This is a genomic window from Corynebacterium otitidis ATCC 51513 (assembly GCF_000296405.1).
In the GTDB taxonomy this organism is placed as follows: domain Bacteria; phylum Actinomycetota; class Actinomycetes; order Mycobacteriales; family Mycobacteriaceae; genus Corynebacterium; species Corynebacterium otitidis.
Window position 1 is genome coordinate 505,090 of sequence record NZ_JH815193.1, and the last position, 19,240, is coordinate 524,329.

Below are 19,240 nucleotides of genomic sequence, written 5' to 3' on the forward strand. Positions count from 1 at the left end.
CCGCAACGCGCCGCCGCCGCGCCGGGGCGTGCCGGCGGGCGTGGCCTCGGGGTTTCCGCGGCGGGCGCGCCGCATAATTATCCTGGGTTCCACCAGGCGGGCGCCCGACAACGGGCGCGCGGTGCCCCGGGCGCCCGCGAGCAGACGCGCGAAAGGATGGGACGAGACACCTATGGCGGATAATCCCGCGAGCCTCTTCATCGACGGGAGCTGGGTCCCGGCGGCCTCCGGGGCGACGCGCACGATCACCTGCCCGGCCGACGGCACGACCGTCGACGTCGTCTCCGAGGGCGGCGAGGAGGACACCCGGGCCGCGATCAAGGCAGCACGCGCCGCCTTCGAGCGCGGCGAGTGGCGCCGCACCCCCGCGGCCCAGCGCGGCGACCTCCTCTTGGAGGTCTCCAAGCAGCTCAAGGAGCGCAAGGACGAGTTCGCCCGCGCCGAGGCCCTCGACACGGGCAAGCGCCTCGTCGAGGCCGAGGGCGACATGGACGACATCGCCAACTGCTTCAGCTACTTCGGCAAGATCGCCGACCAGAACCCCGGCCGCCTCGTCGACGCCGGCGACGACACGGTCATCAGCCGCGTCGTCCACGAGCCGGTCGGCGTGTGCGGGCTCATCACCCCGTGGAACTTCCCGCTTCTGCAGGCCTCGTGGAAGATCGCTCCCGCGCTCGCGGCGGGCAACACGTTCGTCCTCAAGCCCGCGGAGCTCACCCCGCACACCGCGATCCTCATCGTCGACGTGCTTGACAAGCTCGGCCTGCCCAAGGGCGTGGCGAACCTCGTGCTCGGCGCGGGCGCGACCGCCGGGGCGCCGCTGTCCTCCGACCCGGACGTCGACCTGGTGAGCTTCACCGGGGGATTGAAGACCGGCCGGGCGATCGCCACCGCCGCCGCGCCCGGCATCAAGCGCGTCGCCTTGGAGCTCGGGGGCAAGAACCCCAACGTCGTGTTCGCGGACGCGGACCTTGACGCGGCGCTCGACAACGCGCTCAACGCGGGCTTCATGGACTCCGGGCTCGTGTGCTCCGCGGGCACCCGCCTCATCGTCGAGGAGTCCATCGCCGAGGACTTCGTCGACCGCCTCGTCGAGCGCGCCCGCGGCATCGTCATGGGCGGGCCCTTCGACAAGGACGCCGAGACCGGCCCGCTCATCTCCAAGGAGCACCGCGAGAAGGTCACCGACTACGTCAAGCGCGGCATCGAGGCCGGCGCCCGGCTGCGCTGCGGCGGCGACTGGGGCGGCCCGGAGCACCGCGACGGCCACTTCTACTCCCCCACGGTCCTCGACCGCTGCGAGCGGGACAACCCCGCGGTCGTCGAGGAGGGCTTCGGCCCCGTCATCACCGTCGAGACCTTCGCCACCGAAAACGAGGCCGTCGAGATCGCGAACCACACCGACTACGGGCTCGCCGGGGCGGTGTGGACCTCGAACTCGGGCACCGCGAACCGGGTGTCGCGGGCGCTGCGCCACGGCACGGTGTGGATCAACGACTACCACCCCTACGTGCCGCAGGCCGAGTGGGGCGGCTTCGGGAACTCCGGGATCGGCCGGGAGCTCGGCCCCACGGGCCTGGAAGAGTACCAGGAGGCCAAGCACATCTACGAGAACACCGAGCCCGCGGTCACCGGCTGGTTCCCCGACAAGACCCAAAGCTAGCCGGCCCCACCCGCCTGCCCTGGCCGGGGCATGCTCCCCCGGCCAGGCCCAGGAATCCACCTCCACCACCACAGCGAAGAAAGGCGCGACCGAAAAAAGCTATGCCGTATTCCACCGACCCGAAGGCCAACAAGTCCACCCTGCCCGACCCGCCGCGCGAGGATTACGACTACATCATCGTCGGCGGCGGCTCGTCCGGCGCGGCGCTCGCCGCGCGCCTCAGCGAGAACCCTGAGACCACCGTCGCGCTGGTCGAGGCCGGCCCGCACGACAAGGACCTCGACGAGGTCCTCGACCTCGAGCGCTGGCCGGAGCTCCTCGAGTCCGGCCTCGACTGGGACTACCCCGTCGAGCCGCAGGAAAACGGCAACTCGTTCATGCGCCACGCCCGCGCCAAGGTGCTCGGCGGGTGCTCCTCGCACAACTCGTGCATCGCCTTCCACACGCCCGCCGGCGACCTGCGCGAGTGGGTCGAGATGGGCGCTAAGGGCTGGGAGCCCGAGAACGTCCTGCCGCTCCTTAAGCGCCTCGAGACGAACTCCCGGCCCGGCGACAACCACGGCCACGACGGCCCCGTCGAGCTCATGGACGTGCCCGAGGACGACCCCGTCGGCGTCGCGATCCTCGACGCCGCCGAACAGGCCGGCCTGCCGCGCTCAAAGTTCAACGAGGGCGAGGCCGTCGTCAACGGCGCCGGCTTCTTCCAGGTCAACCGCAAGGCCGACGGGACGCGCGCCTCGTCGTCGGTGTCCTACCTCCACCCCATCTCCGACCGGGGGAACCTCGACGTGCTCACCGACCGGCAGGTCTCCCGGGTGCTCTTCGACGGCACCCGCGCAGTCGGCATCGAATACGTGGACAACCCCTTCAACCGCAAGAAACAGCTCCGCGCGAACCGCGAGGTGATCCTCTCCGCGGGCGCGATCGACTCCCCGAAGCTGTTGTTGCTCTCCGGGATCGGGCCGAAGGAACAGCTCGAGGAGGTCGGCATCGACGTCCTCGTCGACGCCCCCAGCGTGGGCGAGAACCTCCAGGACCACCCGGAGGCCGTCATCTCCTGGGAAGCGGCGAAGCCGATGACGCGTCGCTCGACGCAGTGGTGGGAGATCGGCATCTTCGCGCGCCTCGACGGCGATAAGGACGCCGACCTGCCCGACGTGATGATGCACTACGGCTCCGTGCCCTTCGACATGCACACCGTGCGCCAGGGCTACCCCACCGCCGACGACGCGATCTCGCTCACCCCGAACATCCCGCACGCGAAGTCGCGCGGCACGGTCAAGCTGCGCAGCGCCGACTACCGCGACAAGCCCAAGGTCGATCCGCGCTACTTCACCGACGAGGAGGGCTACGACCTCCGTATCGCGGTCGAGGGCATCAAGCTCGCGCGCACGATCATGAACCAGCCCGCCATCGCCGAGTACAAGGGCCGCGAGCTCTTCCCCGGCGAGGACACCACCACCGACGAGGAGATCGGCGAGTACGTCAAGAAGACCCACAACACCGTCTACCACCCGGTCGGCACGGTGAAGATGGGCGCGCCCGACGACGAGTCCGCGCCGCTCGACCCGCAGCTGCGAGTCAAGGGCACCGAGGGCCTGCGCGTGGTGGACGCCTCGATCATGCCGCAGATCGTCGCGGTCAACCCGAACATCACCTGCATGCTCATCGGCGAGAAGGCCGCGGACCTCATCACCCGCGGGTAGCTCACCGCCACCGGCGCAGACTCGCGCTGATCCACGCCCGACGTCCCGCTTTCTATGCCGGGCGCCGGGGCGGTCGCACCCTCTGTCCCGGTGAACCGCCACCAGCCACCCGTACCCCCGGCGGCATCAGGCCTTTGGGTAGTGGCCATGTCACCGCCGGTGGAACGGTGCGCAAGCCGCCAGGTAAAGAAGGGAATTCCCCCGCGCCACCATCGAGGTTCTCATGCTTGTTCGCGGGAACGGTGATCTCCCGACCGGCAGGAATGAGGCCGATCAATCGTGTGGCACGGAGTTCCCTCCTCAACCGGGCACGACGCACCTGCTCTGCGCCGTGCCATATCCCCTAAAACACGACTGTACCGATCACTATCACTATCGTGTCCTACGAAGCGCGGCTTCCCGGGCTATAGTCCACATCCGCCCACGAGAAGAGCCAGCGTGGGAGCATACCGGCGATTCGGCACGATGCGCGAAAAACTCTCCCGGCGAGACCATCGTGTGCGGGAGCTGCCCCTGCGATGAGACGTGATTTAGTCCCCGCAGCTCCGAAGAGGCACGAACGACGCTTCACTAATGACCCCTTCGCTCAGGTTCACGCCACACAACCACCACGACTCACATGCCACGCGCTTCGGTAAGAAAACGGTCGGGAAACCCTCAGTAAGCTGAAACAGTTCTCCATCACGAACATACGAAGCCGGTCCGCCAGATAACCGCGGCACACTTGTAAGGCACCATGATGCGCGGGATAGGGCTGACTCTGCCACGTCGCGCCGTGAGCCATGCGTTGTTGACCGTCCCGCAATGAGGCCACCCCATCGGGCAAACGGAAACGCCCCGTCGGAACAGCTTGCTGTCCCGACGGGGCGTCAACTACACCGACTTACTCGAGGGGCAATAGGTCTAGTGCGAACACCGATTAGGCGTTGCGGCGGCGAAGGGCCAGCACACCCAGACCGATCATCAGAGCCACGCCACCGAGGGCAGCAACACCAGCAACGGAGGCGCCGGTGTTAGCAAGGACACCCTGCTGGTTGCTCGCGGTCCGGGCCGGGGCCGGCGCAGGCTGACCCGACGAGACCTGCTGCACCGGGGCCGAAGCCGAATTCGTGGAAGGCTGCTCGGCCTCCGGGACCTGCTGCTGGTTCGACTCCTCCGTGGGAGCCTCGGTCTCACCCTTCGGGGAGTTGTCCTCACCCTCGGGAGCCTCGGCCTCACCTTCCGGGGCGTACTGACCGCGCAGACTGGGCTCCTCCAGCCCAAGGATCGCGCGATCCAGCTCACCGAGCTCCACCGGCGCGCGGCCCAACAGGTTTTCATCGGAGGACTCGCCCGGCCCGATCCACGCGATGATGTCAATGTCGTGGGCACCCACGACATCGTTGGGCTTGACACCCCAGTTGATATCGCCGACGATCGCGCCTCCGTTCGCCCCAAACGACCCGTCACCCCGAGGCCTCAGGTCGTTGATGTCGGCCACGATAGAGCGATGCTCCTTCGCCCTGATCCCCGAGCTGGGTGCGTCCGCGGGGATAATAGCGAAGGTGACGTTGTCGGAATCAGAAAGCGCCCCCGTGTCCAGACCGCTCCAGGTGAAGCGAATACCCACCTGGCGGTGGTCCACACGCTTCTCGTCAGGGCCGCTGTTGTTGAGGGCCTCCGCGGCGAGCTTGAAATCGCTGTGCGGGGCCTGCGAGTTGTCTGCGACCGCGTTGTTGTTCTCCTGCGCGATAGCCTGCGGCGCCGCGACAGCCAGGCCCGCGAGCGCCACGGCAGAGGCAGCCGCACCCGCGAGCGTCTTCTTGGACAGAGATGCCATGTATCCTCCCAATACGTTTGGCCGCACCTGAACGCCGGCCGAAAAACATGTGTGGACACTGGGCACGCTACGGTGCCCGTTACCGTGGTTCGCGTCCCGGCCAGCCCAGCTAGGCTCGGGACCGGTCGCTGGCCTCGGCATGGCTGTCCTGCCCTGTCTGAACAATGATCCGGGGGGGTGTTGCCACCGAGGTAGCAAGACGCGCTCGACGGCCAATAGGGACATGACTCCCGACGAAGATTCGGTGAAGTCTCAACGTAACGTGGATGTCTGCCTGCCGCGTCATGACCAGCGATCTTTCCCCATATTCCGCTATCGCACCCGAAGAGTGAACCATGACCGCGGCCACCTCATTCAAGGTGATCATCGGCCTCGACGTCGGCAAAACAAGCCACCACGCGTGCGCCCTGTCCGCCGACGGCAGCCGCCGATACTTCGATAAACCCCTACCCCAAGACGAGAGCAAACTCCGAGACCTATTCACCAGCCTCCAAGCCCACGGGCCAGTGCTTCTCGTCGTCGACCAGCCCAACACCATCGGCGCTCTTCCCGTTGCCGTCGCCCGCGACTGCAGTGTTGCCGTCGCGTACCTTCCCGGCTTAGCGATGCGCAAAGCCGCCGCCCTGCACCCAGGCACGGCGAAAACCGACAAGCGCGACGCGTTCATCATCGCCGAGACCGCCCGCACCATCCCAGCCACTTTGAGAAAGGTCGACCACAACGACGAAGCGCTCTCTACCCTCAAAGCGCTCGCCGGGTTCGACGAGGACATCACCCGCGATTGTTCGCGCACCATCAACCGGCTACGCAGCGCCCTGCTCCAGATCCACCCAGCCTTAGAACGTGTCTTCGCGGGCGGGACGATCACCCGTAGTGCCGTTCTTGACCTGCTGGAACACTACGGCGGACCCACCAAGCTGCGGGCGGCAGGCAAGAGTCGTGTCACCGCTTGGATCAACCGGCGCTGCCGAGGCGACCACACCGATCTCGTCGCGGCTATCTTCCACGCATTAGACCAACAGACCGTCGTAGTGCCCGGAACCAGCGCCATCGAACGCACGATCCCGCTGCTCGCCTCCAACATCAAAATGTTCAAAAAACAGCGCGACCTGATCGCCGCCGAGGTCAACGAGGTGGTCGATGCCCTCCCTCTTTATGAAATCTTGACATCCATCCCCGGGGTGGGTGTGGGGATCGCTACCTCGATCCTGATGGCCGTAGGCGACTGCTCTGACTTCCCCGATGCGGCACATCTAGCCTCCTATGCCGGCATCGCGCCCACGACTCGAAGATCGGGAACATCGATCAGAGGAGAGCACCCGTCCCGGGCCGGGAATAAGCGCTTGAAGAACGCGCTGTTTCGATCGGCCTGGATATCCACTAACTGCCACGAAGCCTCACGCGACTACTACCAGCGGAAACGACGCGAGGGTAAACGCCACAACGCGGCGGTGATGTGCCTGGCACGTCGTCGGTGCAACATGATCTACGCGATGCTGACCAGGAAAGAGTTCTTCCGAGACGAACCACGAACACCCATCCTGGCGGCCGCCTAGCACAACAGACCTGGCACGACGCTTGCACACACAGCCATGCAGGCGCCGCGATCAAGTGCGCCCGGATCCGGGGCTACGCCCGGTAGCCCATCCGTAGCCGGGCGTCTGCTACAGCTTGACACCAGACATAGGGACACCCCCCACCGAAGCCGTGCCCGAGAGTTTTCTGGGCTTCATCGCGAGACTGGATGCTCGCCCTGTTATCGCTCCGAGCCACCGGCGCGCGGCAGAAACACGCGAAATCGTCGGTAGGCACAGCGGGCAATACTCGGCTGCAAAGCACGCCTCACAGCCAGCCTGGATGCGGGGACGCAATGCTTGGCTAGTTTCAGTCCTCCACATCGGGACACCCGTGCCGCTTCTTTTGTGCTCGTCAGAGGCTCCGCTCCGCCGCATCATATCTTCGAGGCTCGCGAGCGACTGCCGGCTCGGGTTGTTCGCGACCCGCCGCTGTGGCTACCAGCCCGATGCCCCGTATCCCTCTGGGACTATCCTACAATCCGATCAGGCTCATGCACGGCCGTCGTCGCGCGAACCGCCATCTGCGCAAGAGCCTGACAAACTCCGTCACGTCGAAGCACCGCCCTAGACCTGAGCGGCGGACCCCATCGAAAACGCCACCGACGGGCATGCCCGTCGCCCCGCCGGCTGGAATCGACGTCGGTGGTCTCATGCGCTCATGACCAACCGCATCCCGGCGTGCTCGGCCAACCGGACCCGCGCGAGGCGACGGCCCACACATGAGCGCGCCCGTGGCACTTCGGCCCCGAACGCACACGTCGCCCGCGTGCGACGAGGGAAACGTGGATACGATGCGAGCGCTCGTAGTATCGTCGCTGGCCCGTGGTTCCCGAGCACTGACGGCTCAACCTCGCTACCCGCGCGGGCTGGCTGCTAAAGGCGTGCTAGGCCGGCTCGGCGACACCTCGGCGCAGCGGGGAGGTCTCCATCGCCGCGGGCAGCATCCACCCCTTCCAGAACGCCGCGATCGCGATCGCGGCGCCCACCGTCGGGGCGATGAGCATCCCGGTGTACTCGTAGCCGAGACCGTAGAAGACGACCATGATCGCCGCAGAGATGATCCCCGGTACCGCGTAGAGCGGGCTCTTGCCGAAGATGAACGGGGTGCGCCCGGCCACCGCGTCGCGGGCCATGCCCCCGCCGCAGGCGGTGAGCAGCCCGAGGAAGATGCACGACAGCGGCGGCATCCCGAACTGGAGCGCGCGCCGCGCGCCGATGGTGGCCCACAGCCCGAGGATCACGCAGTCGGAGTGCGACTTGAAGAGCTGAAACTTGTGGCCCTGCGGGTGAAAGAAGTAGACGAACAGCACCCCGACCAGCGAGGCGACGAAGTAGCGCCAGTCGTGGATCGCGACAGCCGTGCCCCGGTCGAGGAGCATGTCGCGCATCATCCCGCCGCCCAGGCCGGAGAGCATCCCGAGGATGATGTAGCCGATGATGTCGAAGCCGCGGCGCCTGGCGATCTCCCCGCCGAGGAGCCCGTTGAGGGCGACCCCGAAGAGGTCGAGGACGAGATAGACGAACTCGATGCCCGACGTGACGTCGTGCAGGTCGATCATGGCCCGACGCACTCCTTATCGCTCACCGCGGACGAGTATTCCCCGTTATCCGGCCTTAGGCTACCAGCCGGCGGGTTTTTCACCGCGCTGAACGATTCGTTTGCGATCACATTCACTCTATTAGCGCTGTGGATCTCCACTCACAGAAGAGCGGAACGCTCAACATATCACTTGGCGGGGCTAATATCCCCGCGCCACCGAGAGGTCTGAGCTTCCCCGGCGCACCGACGCAAACGTCCTGACCAGGAGCAACAACGATATCCACGGTGGTTGGGTGCCGACGACCGAGCCCGAGCCTGGCCTCCCCCTCGGCCGCGGCCGTCGGCCCAAATTCACTTTTTGTTTACTAATCTCGCCTCACGCCACTGAAATCCGGGAGGGATCTACCCGCCGCGCCATTTCTCCTTCAATTTCCCGAAATACGGTCAATAAATGCCCGCCTGTTGGGACGAGAACCACGACCGGCGAGCCGCCGCGCGACGCGCCAGCGCCGGCGGTCGCGGCCGCGCGCCATGCCGGCGCTACTGCCCCGGCTGGGCGCGCCCGCGGCGGCGCGGGTTGCGGTTGGCCGCCCAGCGACGGACCTCGTCGGCGTCCCACACCGGGCTGTCGTAGAACCGCCCCGCGGGGCCCGGCGCCTGCCTGCGGGAGACGTACGCCATCCACGTGTAGCGCTTGATCTCTGCGTGCTCGGCGCACTGGCGCGCGGTCCACAGCTCCGCGCCGGTGTCGTCGTCGATGAGTTTCGGAGTCACCTCGGATACCTCCCCTTCAACGCGAGCGAGGCTGTCCCCCCGGGGCCCGCGCGCCGCGATTCGGGACACGGGCCGTCTATTTTTGACATTGTAACTAACGGCTTCAGGACGGAATGCGGCCCCGGGAGCGCCCTCCGAGGTAAACCCCGCCTCCCACGCCCCGGGTGGCTCAGCAACCGGGTCGCGGGCGGCGGGGTCGCCCGGCCGGCTATCGCCGGCTCCGGCGCACCACCCAGGCGCGCAGCGCCCGGGAGGCGAACACCGCGGCGAGTGCCGCCGCGGCGAGCATCGGCCCGGCGGCACCGCACAGGACCGCGACGGCGAGGAGCACGACGGGGAGATTCTCGCCGAGGATCCGCGCCGTCTCCCGCGCGTTGTCGGGGACTCCCACTGGTCTTCCTCCTTTCCTGCACCGGCTTCGGTGTGCCCGGCGGGCGGGGCGGCCGCGCGGCCGCCCCGCCCGCCGTTCCCACGGGGGCGCAAAGCACGCCCGCGGGAACGACAGATGATGCTACGAACGCCCGCGGACGCGAGGCACGAGGCCGACGGACGCCCGCTCGACGACGGCGCGCCGCGCGCAAGAAATCCCGCGGTCTAGCCGGACTCAGGCAGCCCGGCGCGGGCCGAGCGACCTAGTCCTCGTCGCGCTGCCGCCACAGCCGGTGGAGGTGCCGAACCAGCCGGCCGCGGATCTCCTCGACGCTGTTGCCCCTGCCGGGCAGGAAGGGGTTCTTCGTGCGGCGGTGGCGCAGCGCGTCGCGCCCGCGGTTGACTCGCCGGCGCCCGGCGCCCACCGCGCGGCGCGCGAAGCTGCCCATGTGCGCGGCGCTGTAGTTGACCGGTGCCCACTCCGTGGTGACCGGCATGACCCAGCCCTTCCAGAACGCGAGGATCGCCAAGCCCATGCCGAGTAGCGGGGCGACGATCATGCCGGTCTGGGTGAGCCCCGCGGAGCTGAAGATCACCATCGACACCGAGGAGAGCACCGCGGGGATGGCATAGAGGGGGCTGCCGCCGAAGATGCTGGGGATCTGCCCGGAGACGACGTCGCGCACCATCCCGCCACCCACGGCGGTGACCACGCCGAGCGCCGCGCACGACACCGGAGGCAGGCCGAAGGCGAGCGCCTTGCTCGCCCCGGTGACGGCCCACGCGCCGAGCACCACGGCGTCAAGGTGGGACTTGACGATGTCCCAGGTGCGGCCCTTGAAGTTCGTCACGAGCGCGACGAGCGCCCCGGTGAACGCGAGCACGAGGTACCAGGGGTCGGCGAACGCCGCGGCGGTGCCCTTGTCGAGGAGCATGTCGCGGATCATCCCGCCGCCCAGCGCGGAGAGCAGCGCGAGCACGAGGAAGCCCATGATGTCGAAGCCGCGCTTGCGGGCGATGGTTCCCCCGAGGATGCCGTTAAGGAGCACCCCGAGGAGATCGAGAGCGTCGTAGATTGCCCCGACTGTCGGGCTGGCATCGTTCATGCCGCAATACTAAGACGCGCTTTGGCTCCGTAAGAGACCGCCCGTACCGCGCGGGGCGAACCCAGCGCGCCGCACGCCGGGCCCCGGGGCCGCCAATGTTTAGGCGTAGGCCGAGTCGAAGAACTCCCCCTCGAGAACTACGGCGCGGCGGAAGAACTCGCGGGCCGACTCTTCGTCGCCGGGGCCGACGCGGTCGAGCTCGGAGCGGAGGTAGTCGACGCGGGCGGCGAAGTCCTCGCCGGAGTGGAGCTCGATCCACTCGCGGTGCACGAAGCTTGCCGGGGCGGGCTTGCCCTCGGCGCGGCTCGCCCAGTCGGCGTAGAGCCACTCGGCGACGACGAGCACGGCGAGCACCGCGGGGTAGCTGCCGGACTCGGCGGCCTCCCGCATGAGGGACCTAAACCCGGTGGCGGCCCTGGAGTCGGGGGTCTCCTCGCGCTCGGCGTCCGTCACCCCGAGGGCCGCGAAGGAACGCTGGAAGTAGTCGTCCTCGTCGCCGGCGACCTCCCCGGCGTAGCGGGCGAAGCTTAAGCGCGCCTCGAGCCGGTCGGCGGCGACGATCGCGCCGCCGAGCAGCGTGAGGAACTCGTCTAAGAATCGGTAGTCCTGGATGAGGTAGAGGGCAATGCGCCGGTCGGCGATGGTGCCGTCGATGAGCTCGTCGACGAAGCGGTGACCCACTGCCCGGTCCCAGCCGGCGCGGTTCTCCTCGCGGAGGGTCTCGCTGAAGCTCTGTGACATGTCTCAACCTCCCCTGGTGTTTCCGGCAGCCTAACAAACCCCGGGGCGGCGCGGAAGGGCCCGACCAAGGCAACTTCTCCGTGGGGCTGGCGCGGCGAGAAGCTGTTAGCCCTCGAGGTCCTTGAGGCTCGCGCCCGAGCCATCGCGCCACAGTGTCAGCCCGTTCGTGGAGCTCCCGGTGAGGAACGACGAGGCCGCCGACGGGGAGCCAAACAGCGTGTCACGGGTGAGCACCCCGGCCGCGTCGATGCGCTCGGCAAGCAGCTCCCGGGACCGGGCCACCGACGCCGGCGCCGAGGGCCTCACCTCCCCACGCAACCGGGCCCCGCGGTAGACGACGAAGCCCTCCGGGGTGCGCCGGCCCCGCCCCGCGGCGCCGGCCGCGTCGAGGAAGAGTTCCGGCTCGCCGGACCCCGGCCGCCCGCCGTCGTCCCCACCCGCCGGGGCCGCCGCGGGGCGCCCAGGGTCGGCGGGCTCGGTGAGCGGGTAGCCGAGCGAGCCGATCGCCAGCCGCGTGAACTCCAAAAACTGGTCGAGCTCCGCGCGCTTCTCCTCAGTGACGGTGCCCGGCGCGGGCACGACGTCGTTGTCGACGCGCGCCCGCCCCGCGTCCTTCAGCAGCCCGTGGAGGGCGTTCTCCAGGTAGGTGATCTCGGTCTGGCCGAGGGAATCGTCCGCGGCGACCACGGCAATCGCCCGGGTGAAGTAGTCCTTCGCGGGGTCGGCCTTGTGCTCGAGGATCCGGCCGAGCACTCCCCTGCCGTTGGCGCGCCTGGCCGCCTGCCCGACGTACATGGTGGGCTCGCCGGTCGCGGGGTCCTCGCCGATCAAGAGGTAGACCCCGCTTCGGGTGAGCTCCTCGCGGCGCGTGCTGGCGCTCAGGCTCGTGCGGGGCAGCACGTAGACCGGCCCGATCCAGTTACTCAGCGTGCACTTGATCCGCCCGGTGGGCGTGCCATCCATGAGAAACAGCGTCACGGTCTGCGCGGCCGGCATGGGACTCTCCTCTCGGGCGTGTCTCGTCTTCGCTCGTCGTTGGTGGGAACAGCCCGTGGACTGGGCCTGGCCCCTAATAGGTACGCGGTCAACGCAGGACCCCAGCACCTTCGTGAGCCTAGTGACGCCAAATCCGTTCTTCGTGCCAGCTGCAGACCGGGGCACAGCGATCGCCGGGTGGAATCCAACAAGCGGTCGTCGTCTTCAGGCCCGAGCTCATCGGTAGCTTCCCCGGCGACCAACTCTCCGGCGCGAGGATACCGACCGGACCCCTCGACGAGTCTGGGCGCTCAACCACGCCCACGATCTGTCTGTATCGAGGCGGCGGGTGACCCGACTGCTCTGGTGCGCGCGCGTGCGCAGCGCCGTCGTTCCTCGCACAAGTACGACGGCCGAATCCTACGATGCAAGGTGGCGCCCGAGGAGTAACACGGGATCAGGCTTAGCTGCTGGCTTCGCACACGTGGCTTGCTGAGGCTCGGATCACGGCTGGAGTCTGCTGCGCGCGCGAGAGCGGGCCCGCTGTCGTAACCCTGCTCGTACCTCGTCGTGAATCGTGGTCGACGTCTGTTCTGCCGTTTCGATGGACGTAACGAGGGCGTACCTCACGTGCGCGTCAGCTCCGAGGCGTTGGGCGTCGTTCATGCAGTCGACGTGGATCGGAAACGACTCTCCGTCGCCAAACACCATGGCGCTGTTGCCCTCGATGATCTCGTGCTGGAGGCTTCCCCGTCGCACTGCGTTGTGCTCAGCGCCGATGCGCTTCCCGCCGGCAAGGCCCTTGTCTGGGGTGTCGAAATACACCTTCGTGCCGCGGTAGCGGTTGAGGTGACTCACCGTAGGGGCCATGTAGGCCAGCGTGATGGTCACGCGGTGCCACTCTGCACGCGCCCGAAGCGACGGCGGAAGGGGCAGCTCGTGCGTGTGGCGTTCGTCGGGGGCTATCGTGCCTCCTCCTACGAGGACGGCCCTATTCGCGGCTCCGGCGCCGAGCCGCTCGGTGTCGAGACGTCCGTATCCGAGCAGCGCGGTCAGGGTCCTGCGGGCCTGCCGCGACTCCAGCTGGAGTTCCCGGCGGAAGCTCTCCTCCCAGACTCCCCAGCTGCTCGCGTGGGCGAGCAAGGCTCGCACGAGCAGCGGGCGGTATTGCTTTCCCGGCAACGGCGTGTCCTCGAGATCGTCGGTGCCGGCTTCCAAGACGTCGAAGAGTCTGCTGGCCTCCCGGGTAACCAGCGCCGTCGCATGGCTCGTGCCGCTCCCATAAATCGCGTTGTCGGTTGCTCCCGCTCTCCCGGGGGCGGCGACCTTCACCCCGGGGCCGGCCGCCATCGTCGGAGCGACGTTGACTGTAACGGTCCCTCGCGAATCAGGTATCTCGATGGGTCGGCTGTAGAACGCCCGACCGCCGGTGTGATGCACGTCAGGCTTCACGGAGCGGCCAACCCCAGGCCCGGTCGCGCTGTAGTAGGCGGGCCCGTCCTTGTGGGTAATATCCCAAACGGTGTCCGGCACCTCGTACTCGCCGCCGCCATCGGTGTGGGTCGCCCCCACTGTCAGCGCATTCAAAGCGTCGCCCGGCGGGTAGATACCGCGAGGCCGCGCTCGACCGTGAACAGCCCGCATCGCAGCGGACCGCACAGACTCGGGGTCGCTCGATTCTTTAGCGGGGATAGTGATCGGGCCGTGGTGGTTGCCGGCGCTCACGATGAACAGCAGATTGTAGGTGCGTGCGAGCCAGTCGAGCAGCCGTCCCGCGGGGCTCATCCTGCTCACGAGCGCTCGCGTGGATGCGCCGATGGAGAGGCTGACGATGCGCACGCTCGGGGCCGCTGCGCCGCGGCCGTCATCGCCCTCGACGATGCGCCTGATCGCGCGGTGCAGAAGGTCGGGGAAGAGGCGGTCCGGGAGAGCCTGCTCCTCGCCCTGTCCGAAATCCGGCGGACGCATAATCGGCCGCACGTAGAGGGGCCGATCGATCGGTTCGTCGACGACGGAGAGGTCACCGTGAATGATCAACGAGGCCATAGCCGTGCCGTGGTGACGCGCGGACGCCGGATAATGCTCGCCGACCGCGTCCGGATCGTCGATGATCAGCCACTTCGCCAGGCGGTCGTGGTTTTCGAATGGCAAACCGTCCAGCAGTGCAATCCTGGGAGCGTCGGAGGAAGGCCCCGCTGACGTTGTCTGCTCGAGAGCGACGCCGATGTCTTGTGAGGGCGCCGCGACGCTCATTGGGGCGAACGGGCTGACCAACATGACCTGGTCCGTGGCCAGGAGCTGGACCGATCCGGCGCCATTGGTCAGGAGCGAGTGGACCTGCTGTTCCGGCAATTCCGCGAGCACTGCGTGGTAGTTAATCGCCGCGATCTGGGAACGATCGATGACCCGGCCTCCGCTGTCCGCGATGACCCGCTCGACGTGGGCCTCGGCCGCGGCCCGCTCGTCGGCGTCGGACCGGTACCACAACTCGACCTCAACGATCACGGAGCTCTGCATGCCGCCGAGCTCTTCGACCCACTTTTCCCACTCATCGCGGAGGCCGGTCTCCCGGATGCGATCCTCCGGGCCCCAGCGCCTGATGGCGGTGAGCTGCCCGAAAGCCGCCTTGAGTTTGCCGAGCCCGCGGGCGAATCTCGCCTTCGGATCCCGCCGCCAGGCCTCGAACAGTTTGATGATCTGATCGATCGCCGTGACGTTCGACATGACCAGGTAGAGGGAGTGGTCGACGGGCTTGTCCTTGCTGCCGCCGTCGAGCTCGACCATGTGAAAGTCGTCGTCGGGATCAGATTGCTCCCCGATCAGCTCGGAGAGAAACTCCAGCCCGTCGATGTTGTCGATCGCTTTGCGGAAATCGCTGACGCTTCCGGCGAGGTCGAAAACGACCACCAGGGCCGGATCCACCTCGTCGGGCGAGTCGGCGGTGAGGCGGGCACGCTCCGCGTCGAAGGCCGCGCGAAGCTCTGCGAACTGTGGGGCCAGCCGCTCACCCTGACGTCTGGCTCCCGGCGTGGACACCTGCGGCATGACGCGATTCTTCGATTTCGGCCGAGCGACGATCGCCGGCGGGCCGAACGCGAGGAGCGGCCGCGGCTCGGCGGTCATCCCACAACCTCGGTTCGCCGGTGCTCGAGGCGCTCCTGGGCGATCCTCCGGGAATCACCGTCGGGAAGCTCGAGGATCATCCTGCGCCGCACGTCGAGGGCAAACTCCTCCAGCTCGGAGAAGCTGGCGCCCGCGAGCTTGTCCGCCAGGGTCCGCGGCGAATAGCCGAGATCGCCGCCGAGCCTGGCAGAAAGCCGCTCGAGGAAACGCGTCGCCTGGGCACGGCTCGGCGGCGAAAGCTCGGCACGAATCTGGAACCGCCGCCACGCGGCGCGATCGAGCAGCTCACTGTGGTTCGAGGCCCCCACAAGGAGGACGTGCGGCGGAAGACGATCGATCTGTAGCAGCAGCGTCGAGACCACGCGCTTAATCTCTCCCGTCTCGTGGGCGTCCGACCGCTCCTTGGCAATCGAATCCAGCTCGTCGAAAAACAACACGCACCGGCGGGTGCGGGCGAACTCGAAGACACTGTCGAGGCGAGCCGCGGTCTCACCGAGGAAGCTCGACACGACGCCCTCGTAGCGGACGACGTAGAGGGGCAGCATGAGCTCCGCGGCGATGGCCTCGGCGACACTCGTCTTACCGTTGCCGGGCGGTCCGGACAGAAGAATCCGATTGCGCGGCTCGATCCCATAGCTGCGCAGCAGGTCCGAGCGCTTGTGTTCCTCGACCAGCTCGGCGAGGAGGCGGCGAGGCACGGCAGCTAGCTCGAGGTCCTCCAAGCGCCTTTGGGGGACAATCTGCTGGACCAGGTCGCCGACGGTTTCTGTATGAGCATCACGAGGCGCGTTCTGCCCCGTGGCGGTGATCAGTTCTGATAGGCGATCGGCGACGAGGTGGTGCTGTTTGGCTCGCTCCTCGGCGATCAAGGCTTCGACGAGGACGCGAAAGCGATCCCGGTCGCCACGCCGTTCGGCATCGACGAGGTCGACCAGCAGGTCGGCGCGCGCCATGTCTGCCCCCTTGAACCGTTAGCCGCCACTACCCCGACATCCTAGTGGGGAGGCGGGACTGTCGAGGTGAGCAGCCAGAGCGACCGCCGCATCAGATTTCGGCGGTGTCCATCCATGTTCCCCCCGGCGGTGCGGCTGACGAAGACGCGTCCTTGCCACATGGGCTCCCGCTACCGTTTCCTCAGGACCCGTTTGTTGGCCCACAATCCGAGGTGCGGGTGGATCCTTTCCGAGCGAGTCCGGCGCCGCGGGGAAAGCAGACCGAGCCCGCTGTTGGCGATTAGCAAGTGACGCCGCGCTTGCTTCTCGAGTAGCCGCTGCGCGGCGCTGCCCGTGGCCTATCTGTGTCCTTGCGTGGGCTAATCGTGGGCTGCGGCGGCCGGATTCCGGCCTCGGACCGAGGCCTTCGGACGACCACGCGCCGCGGAAAAACGCAGGCAGACACGAGAAAACCCCAGGCCTGAGGCCTGGGGTTGATGGTCGTTGTGGAGCTAAGGGGAATCGAACCCCTGACCTTCGCATTGCGAACGCGACGCTCTACCAACTGAGCTATAGCCCCATGTCCGACGTAGCGGGAGTGGTTATCCTCCCTGTCGGGCACGAATAGGAAGTGTACACCCCGCCCCGGCGAGCGGAAAAACCGCTGCTCGGAGGCGGGTTGTCGCTAGCTTGCCGCCCGCTCGAGGGTGCCGGTCTGGCGCTCCCGCGGGGCCTCCTCGGGGAAGTCCCGCTTCGCGCCGGCGGGCGCGACCGGCAGCAGGTCAAAATCCGGGCTGGAGTCCTCCCAGTCGACGATGACCGCACCCGGGCGGCGCATCCGCTCCGGGATGCCGAGGCGCTCGTCGTCGCGGTGGCGCACGCCGAGGCGCGCGCGGCGCAGCTGGCGGATGCGGCGGCGGCGCAGCGCCTGCTCCTGGCGCACCTGGCCGCGCAGCGCGACGAGGTACGCGGCGAGTAGCGCGCCCGCGGCGACGGGCAGCGCCCACCACCAGCCGCCGAGCAGCGCCGCGGCGACGACCGCGACGACCACGACGCCGCCGAGCACGAGCAGCGCGCGGGCGCGCCGCTGGTAGCGCGACGAGCTCTCCTGGGCGTCGGTCTCGGGGTCCCAGCCGCCGCGGCCGCTGCGGCGGCGTGCGAACGCGATCTCCTCCTCGGTGAGCTCCTCCGAGGAGTCGTCGTCCTCGGCCGGGCTCTCGGCGTCGTCGGCGGTCTCGCCGCGCCGCGGGGCGTCCTCGGCCGCGGCGGCCGCGGGCTCGGCGTCGTCGTCCTCGCGCTCTGCGGAAGCGTCTGCCTCGTCGGGCTCGTCGGTGGCCTCGGCCTCGGCGCGGCGCGCGGCCGCTCGGCCGCGGGGCCGCCCGGCGGTGGGGTCGACGTCGCCCGGGTCGAGGTACGCGTCGCTCGCGGCGAACGAATCCTCGTCGCCCGCCTCCTCGTCGAGGGCATCGTCGGCCTCGTCGCTCGCGTCCCCGGGGAACCCGGCGGCGTTCTCGCCGCCGGAGGCCGCGTCCGCCTCGTCGTCGACGAGCTCGGCGTCCTCGATGTCCTCGGCCTCGGTTCCGGCCGGGGCCTCGGGCTCCTCGCCGGGGATGACCTCCGCGTCGACGACGTCGCCGGTCGCGGCGAGCGCCCGCTCCCCGCGGGCCGCGTCCGCCTCGGCCCCGGCTTCTGCGGGCTCCTCGTCGCGAACTGTTCGGCCGGCCCGGCGCGCCCGCCCGGCCGCGGCGTCGCGGGGCGCGGGGTCCTCGCCCGCGTCGTAGGCGCCGGCGGCGCGCTCCTCGTCCTCGAGCCCGGCGTAGAGGTCGTCGTCCTCGCGCTGGTTTTCGTAGGCCTCGACCGCGCGCCGGTCGAGGTCGCCGAGCCCCTCGCCGTCGCGGCGGCGGGCGCGCCTGCCGGGGATGTCCTCGCCGCCCTGGTGGAGCAGCCGGGTGTCCTCGAGGCCGCGGCCGGCCTTGCGGATGCCCTTCCAGTTCTTTCCGACGAGCGGGGCCAGCAGGAAGAGCCAGCCCACGACGAGCGCGACGATGAGGAGGCCACCGGTCATGGTTTGTGAGTCATCCTCCTAGGTGGGTGGGACGGCGGACCACGCGGCCGGCGCCTGCCCCGGAAGGCCGGGCTGCGCGGCGGCGTTGAGGGGCCCAATTCTAGCCGCGGGGTCGGCCGCGGTGGCCCGTCCCACGCCGCGGCTATGGACGGCGCAGCCGGCCCGCGCGGCGCAGCCGCTCGACGGCGGGCACGGCGAAGTCCTCCCGGTTGAGCCCGGCGAGGTAGTGGTCGCGCCACACGCCGTCGATGTGGATGTTGCGCCGCAAGAGCCCCTCGACGCGGAAGCCGTTGCCGGTGAGCACGCGCCCGGAGGCGGGGTTTTCGGGGAGGAAGGTGGCGGTGAGCCGGTGGAGGCCGGCGGCGCCGAACGCGAGGTCGACGCCGAGGGCGGTCGCGGCGGTCGCGACGCCGCGCCCGGTGGCCGGGGAGAAGACCCAGTAGCCGAGCCACGCCTCGCACACGGTGCCGCGCTGGATGGAGCCGATGGTGAGCTGGCCTAGGAACCGCCCGTCGACCTCGACGGCGAGCGGGATGAGCTCCCCGGCGAACGCGAGGCGGCGCAGCGAGAGGAAGTAGCTCCACCACGCCGAGGCGGTGTGGCTGGCTGCCCAGCCGCCGGGCACGGTCGGCTCGACGGGGCGGAGCTTCGGCTCGTCAGCGAGGCGCTGGCGGCGCCACTCCCCGCCGTCTCTGGCGCGCACGGGCCTAAGCCGCACGCGCGCGCCGTCGGGCAGGCGCACGGCCTCGGTGGGCATCGGCCAGCCGGGGTGCGGCTCGCGCGCGGAGCGGCGGCCCGGCCCGCGCTGCTGTCCGAAGAGGTCGAATACCACCTGTCGGCCGTGCCCTGC

The 19,240-nt window shown here is 68.8% G+C and carries 14 protein-coding genes and 1 tRNA gene; 3 read left to right on the forward strand and 12 right to left on the reverse strand.

The annotated features are described in order from the left end of the window. The first annotated feature begins 172 nt into the window (after positions 1 to 172). Both HMPREF9719_RS05040 and HMPREF9719_RS05045 read left to right on the forward strand, forming a co-directional pair. Positions 173 to 1,663 carry an aldehyde dehydrogenase family protein gene (locus tag HMPREF9719_RS05040; protein ID WP_004600898.1) on the forward strand — a complete coding sequence of 497 codons (1,491 nt, stop codon included), beginning with the start codon at positions 173 to 175 and terminating at the stop codon, positions 1,661 to 1,663. Positions 1,664 to 1,764: 101 nt separating this feature from the next. After that, positions 1,765 to 3,369, forward strand: a complete 1,605-nt coding sequence (locus HMPREF9719_RS05045) for a GMC family oxidoreductase (protein ID WP_004600899.1) — start codon at positions 1,765 to 1,767, stop codon at positions 3,367 to 3,369. Between the two features lie 919 nt (positions 3,370 to 4,288). On the opposite strand, the gene HMPREF9719_RS05050 is transcribed toward HMPREF9719_RS05045, so the two are convergent. Beyond that, the gene (locus HMPREF9719_RS05050) at positions 4,289 to 5,188 is read right to left on the reverse strand and encodes an LPXTG cell wall anchor domain-containing protein (RefSeq protein WP_004600900.1); all 900 of its coding nucleotides are present in this window, start codon (positions 5,186 to 5,188) and stop codon (positions 4,289 to 4,291) included. Between the two features lie 335 nt (positions 5,189 to 5,523). On the opposite strand from HMPREF9719_RS05050, the gene HMPREF9719_RS05055 reads away from it, so the two are divergent. Beyond that, complete coding sequence (locus HMPREF9719_RS05055) at positions 5,524 to 6,744, forward strand: IS110 family RNA-guided transposase (protein WP_004600901.1); 1,221 nt, start codon at positions 5,524 to 5,526, stop codon at positions 6,742 to 6,744. A 905-nt stretch (positions 6,745 to 7,649) separates the two neighbouring features. On the opposite strand, the gene HMPREF9719_RS05060 is transcribed toward HMPREF9719_RS05055, so the two are convergent. From HMPREF9719_RS05060 to HMPREF9719_RS05110, 11 genes are all read right to left on the reverse strand, one after another. Further along, complete coding sequence (locus HMPREF9719_RS05060; protein ID WP_004600902.1) at positions 7,650 to 8,324, reverse strand: trimeric intracellular cation channel family protein; 675 nt, start codon at positions 8,322 to 8,324, stop codon at positions 7,650 to 7,652. A gap of 521 nt (positions 8,325 to 8,845) precedes the next feature. Further along, positions 8,846 to 9,079: a hypothetical protein gene (locus HMPREF9719_RS05065; protein ID WP_004600903.1), complete on the reverse strand. Its 234-nt coding sequence runs from the start codon at positions 9,077 to 9,079 to the stop codon at positions 8,846 to 8,848. Between the two features lie 208 nt (positions 9,080 to 9,287). Beyond that, on the reverse strand, positions 9,288 to 9,470 hold the full coding sequence (locus tag HMPREF9719_RS05070) for a hypothetical protein (protein WP_004600904.1): 183 nt from the start codon (positions 9,468 to 9,470) through the stop codon (positions 9,288 to 9,290). A gap of 241 nt (positions 9,471 to 9,711) precedes the next feature. Beyond that, positions 9,712 to 10,554 (reverse strand): trimeric intracellular cation channel family protein, encoded by an 843-nt coding sequence (locus HMPREF9719_RS05075; RefSeq protein WP_004600905.1) that lies wholly within the window; start codon positions 10,552 to 10,554, stop codon positions 9,712 to 9,714. 99 nt (positions 10,555 to 10,653) lie between these two features. After that, positions 10,654 to 11,295 (reverse strand): TenA family protein, encoded by a 642-nt coding sequence (locus HMPREF9719_RS05080; RefSeq protein ID WP_004600906.1) that lies wholly within the window; start codon positions 11,293 to 11,295, stop codon positions 10,654 to 10,656. A 105-nt stretch (positions 11,296 to 11,400) separates the two neighbouring features. After that, positions 11,401 to 12,291, reverse strand: a complete 891-nt coding sequence (locus HMPREF9719_RS05085; RefSeq protein ID WP_004600907.1) for a GIY-YIG nuclease family protein — start codon at positions 12,289 to 12,291, stop codon at positions 11,401 to 11,403. A 483-nt stretch (positions 12,292 to 12,774) separates the two neighbouring features. Beyond that, the gene (locus tag HMPREF9719_RS05090) at positions 12,775 to 15,393 is read right to left on the reverse strand and encodes a S8 family peptidase (RefSeq protein ID WP_004600908.1); all 2,619 of its coding nucleotides are present in this window, start codon (positions 15,391 to 15,393) and stop codon (positions 12,775 to 12,777) included. Then, positions 15,390 to 16,346, reverse strand: coding sequence for an AAA family ATPase (locus HMPREF9719_RS05095; protein WP_004600909.1), 957 nt, complete (start codon positions 16,344 to 16,346; stop codon positions 15,390 to 15,392). The genes HMPREF9719_RS05090 and HMPREF9719_RS05095 overlap by 4 nt, the downstream gene beginning before the upstream one ends. A gap of 486 nt (positions 16,347 to 16,832) precedes the next feature. Continuing rightward, positions 16,833 to 16,905: transfer RNA gene (locus HMPREF9719_RS05100), tRNA-Ala, on the reverse strand. 105 nt (positions 16,906 to 17,010) lie between these two features. Beyond that, positions 17,011 to 18,390 (reverse strand): divisome protein SepX/GlpR, encoded by a 1,380-nt coding sequence (gene sepX / locus HMPREF9719_RS05105; RefSeq protein WP_004600910.1) that lies wholly within the window; start codon positions 18,388 to 18,390, stop codon positions 17,011 to 17,013. A gap of 142 nt (positions 18,391 to 18,532) precedes the next feature. Further along, positions 18,533 to 19,222, reverse strand: a complete 690-nt coding sequence (locus tag HMPREF9719_RS05110; RefSeq protein ID WP_004600911.1) for a GNAT family N-acetyltransferase — start codon at positions 19,220 to 19,222, stop codon at positions 18,533 to 18,535. Between the last annotated feature and the right edge of the window lie 18 nt (positions 19,223 to 19,240).

What these genes read in the sequence shown, in the direction of transcription:
- HMPREF9719_RS05040 (WP_004600898.1), top strand. Translation starts at nt 173, where the DNA reads ATGGCGGATAATCCCGCGAGCCTCTTCATCGACGGGAGCTGGGTCCCG.
- HMPREF9719_RS05045 (WP_004600899.1), top strand. Translation starts at nt 1,765, where the DNA reads ATGCCGTATTCCACCGACCCGAAGGCCAACAAGTCCACCCTGCCCGAC.
- HMPREF9719_RS05050 (WP_004600900.1), bottom strand. Translation starts at nt 5,188, where the DNA reads ATGGCATCTCTGTCCAAGAAGACGCTCGCGGGTGCGGCTGCCTCTGCC.
- HMPREF9719_RS05055 (WP_004600901.1), top strand. Translation starts at nt 5,524, where the DNA reads ATGACCGCGGCCACCTCATTCAAGGTGATCATCGGCCTCGACGTCGGC.
- HMPREF9719_RS05060 (WP_004600902.1), bottom strand. Translation starts at nt 8,324, where the DNA reads ATGATCGACCTGCACGACGTCACGTCGGGCATCGAGTTCGTCTATCTC.
- HMPREF9719_RS05075 (WP_004600905.1), bottom strand. Translation starts at nt 10,554, where the DNA reads ATGAACGATGCCAGCCCGACAGTCGGGGCAATCTACGACGCTCTCGAT.
- HMPREF9719_RS05080 (WP_004600906.1), bottom strand. Translation starts at nt 11,295, where the DNA reads ATGTCACAGAGCTTCAGCGAGACCCTCCGCGAGGAGAACCGCGCCGGC.
- HMPREF9719_RS05085 (WP_004600907.1), bottom strand. Translation starts at nt 12,291, where the DNA reads ATGCCGGCCGCGCAGACCGTGACGCTGTTTCTCATGGATGGCACGCCC.
- HMPREF9719_RS05090 (WP_004600908.1), bottom strand. Translation starts at nt 15,393, where the DNA reads ATGACCGCCGAGCCGCGGCCGCTCCTCGCGTTCGGCCCGCCGGCGATC.
- HMPREF9719_RS05095 (WP_004600909.1), bottom strand. Translation starts at nt 16,346, where the DNA reads ATGGCGCGCGCCGACCTGCTGGTCGACCTCGTCGATGCCGAACGGCGT.
- sepX (WP_004600910.1), bottom strand. Translation starts at nt 18,390, where the DNA reads ATGACCGGTGGCCTCCTCATCGTCGCGCTCGTCGTGGGCTGGCTCTTC.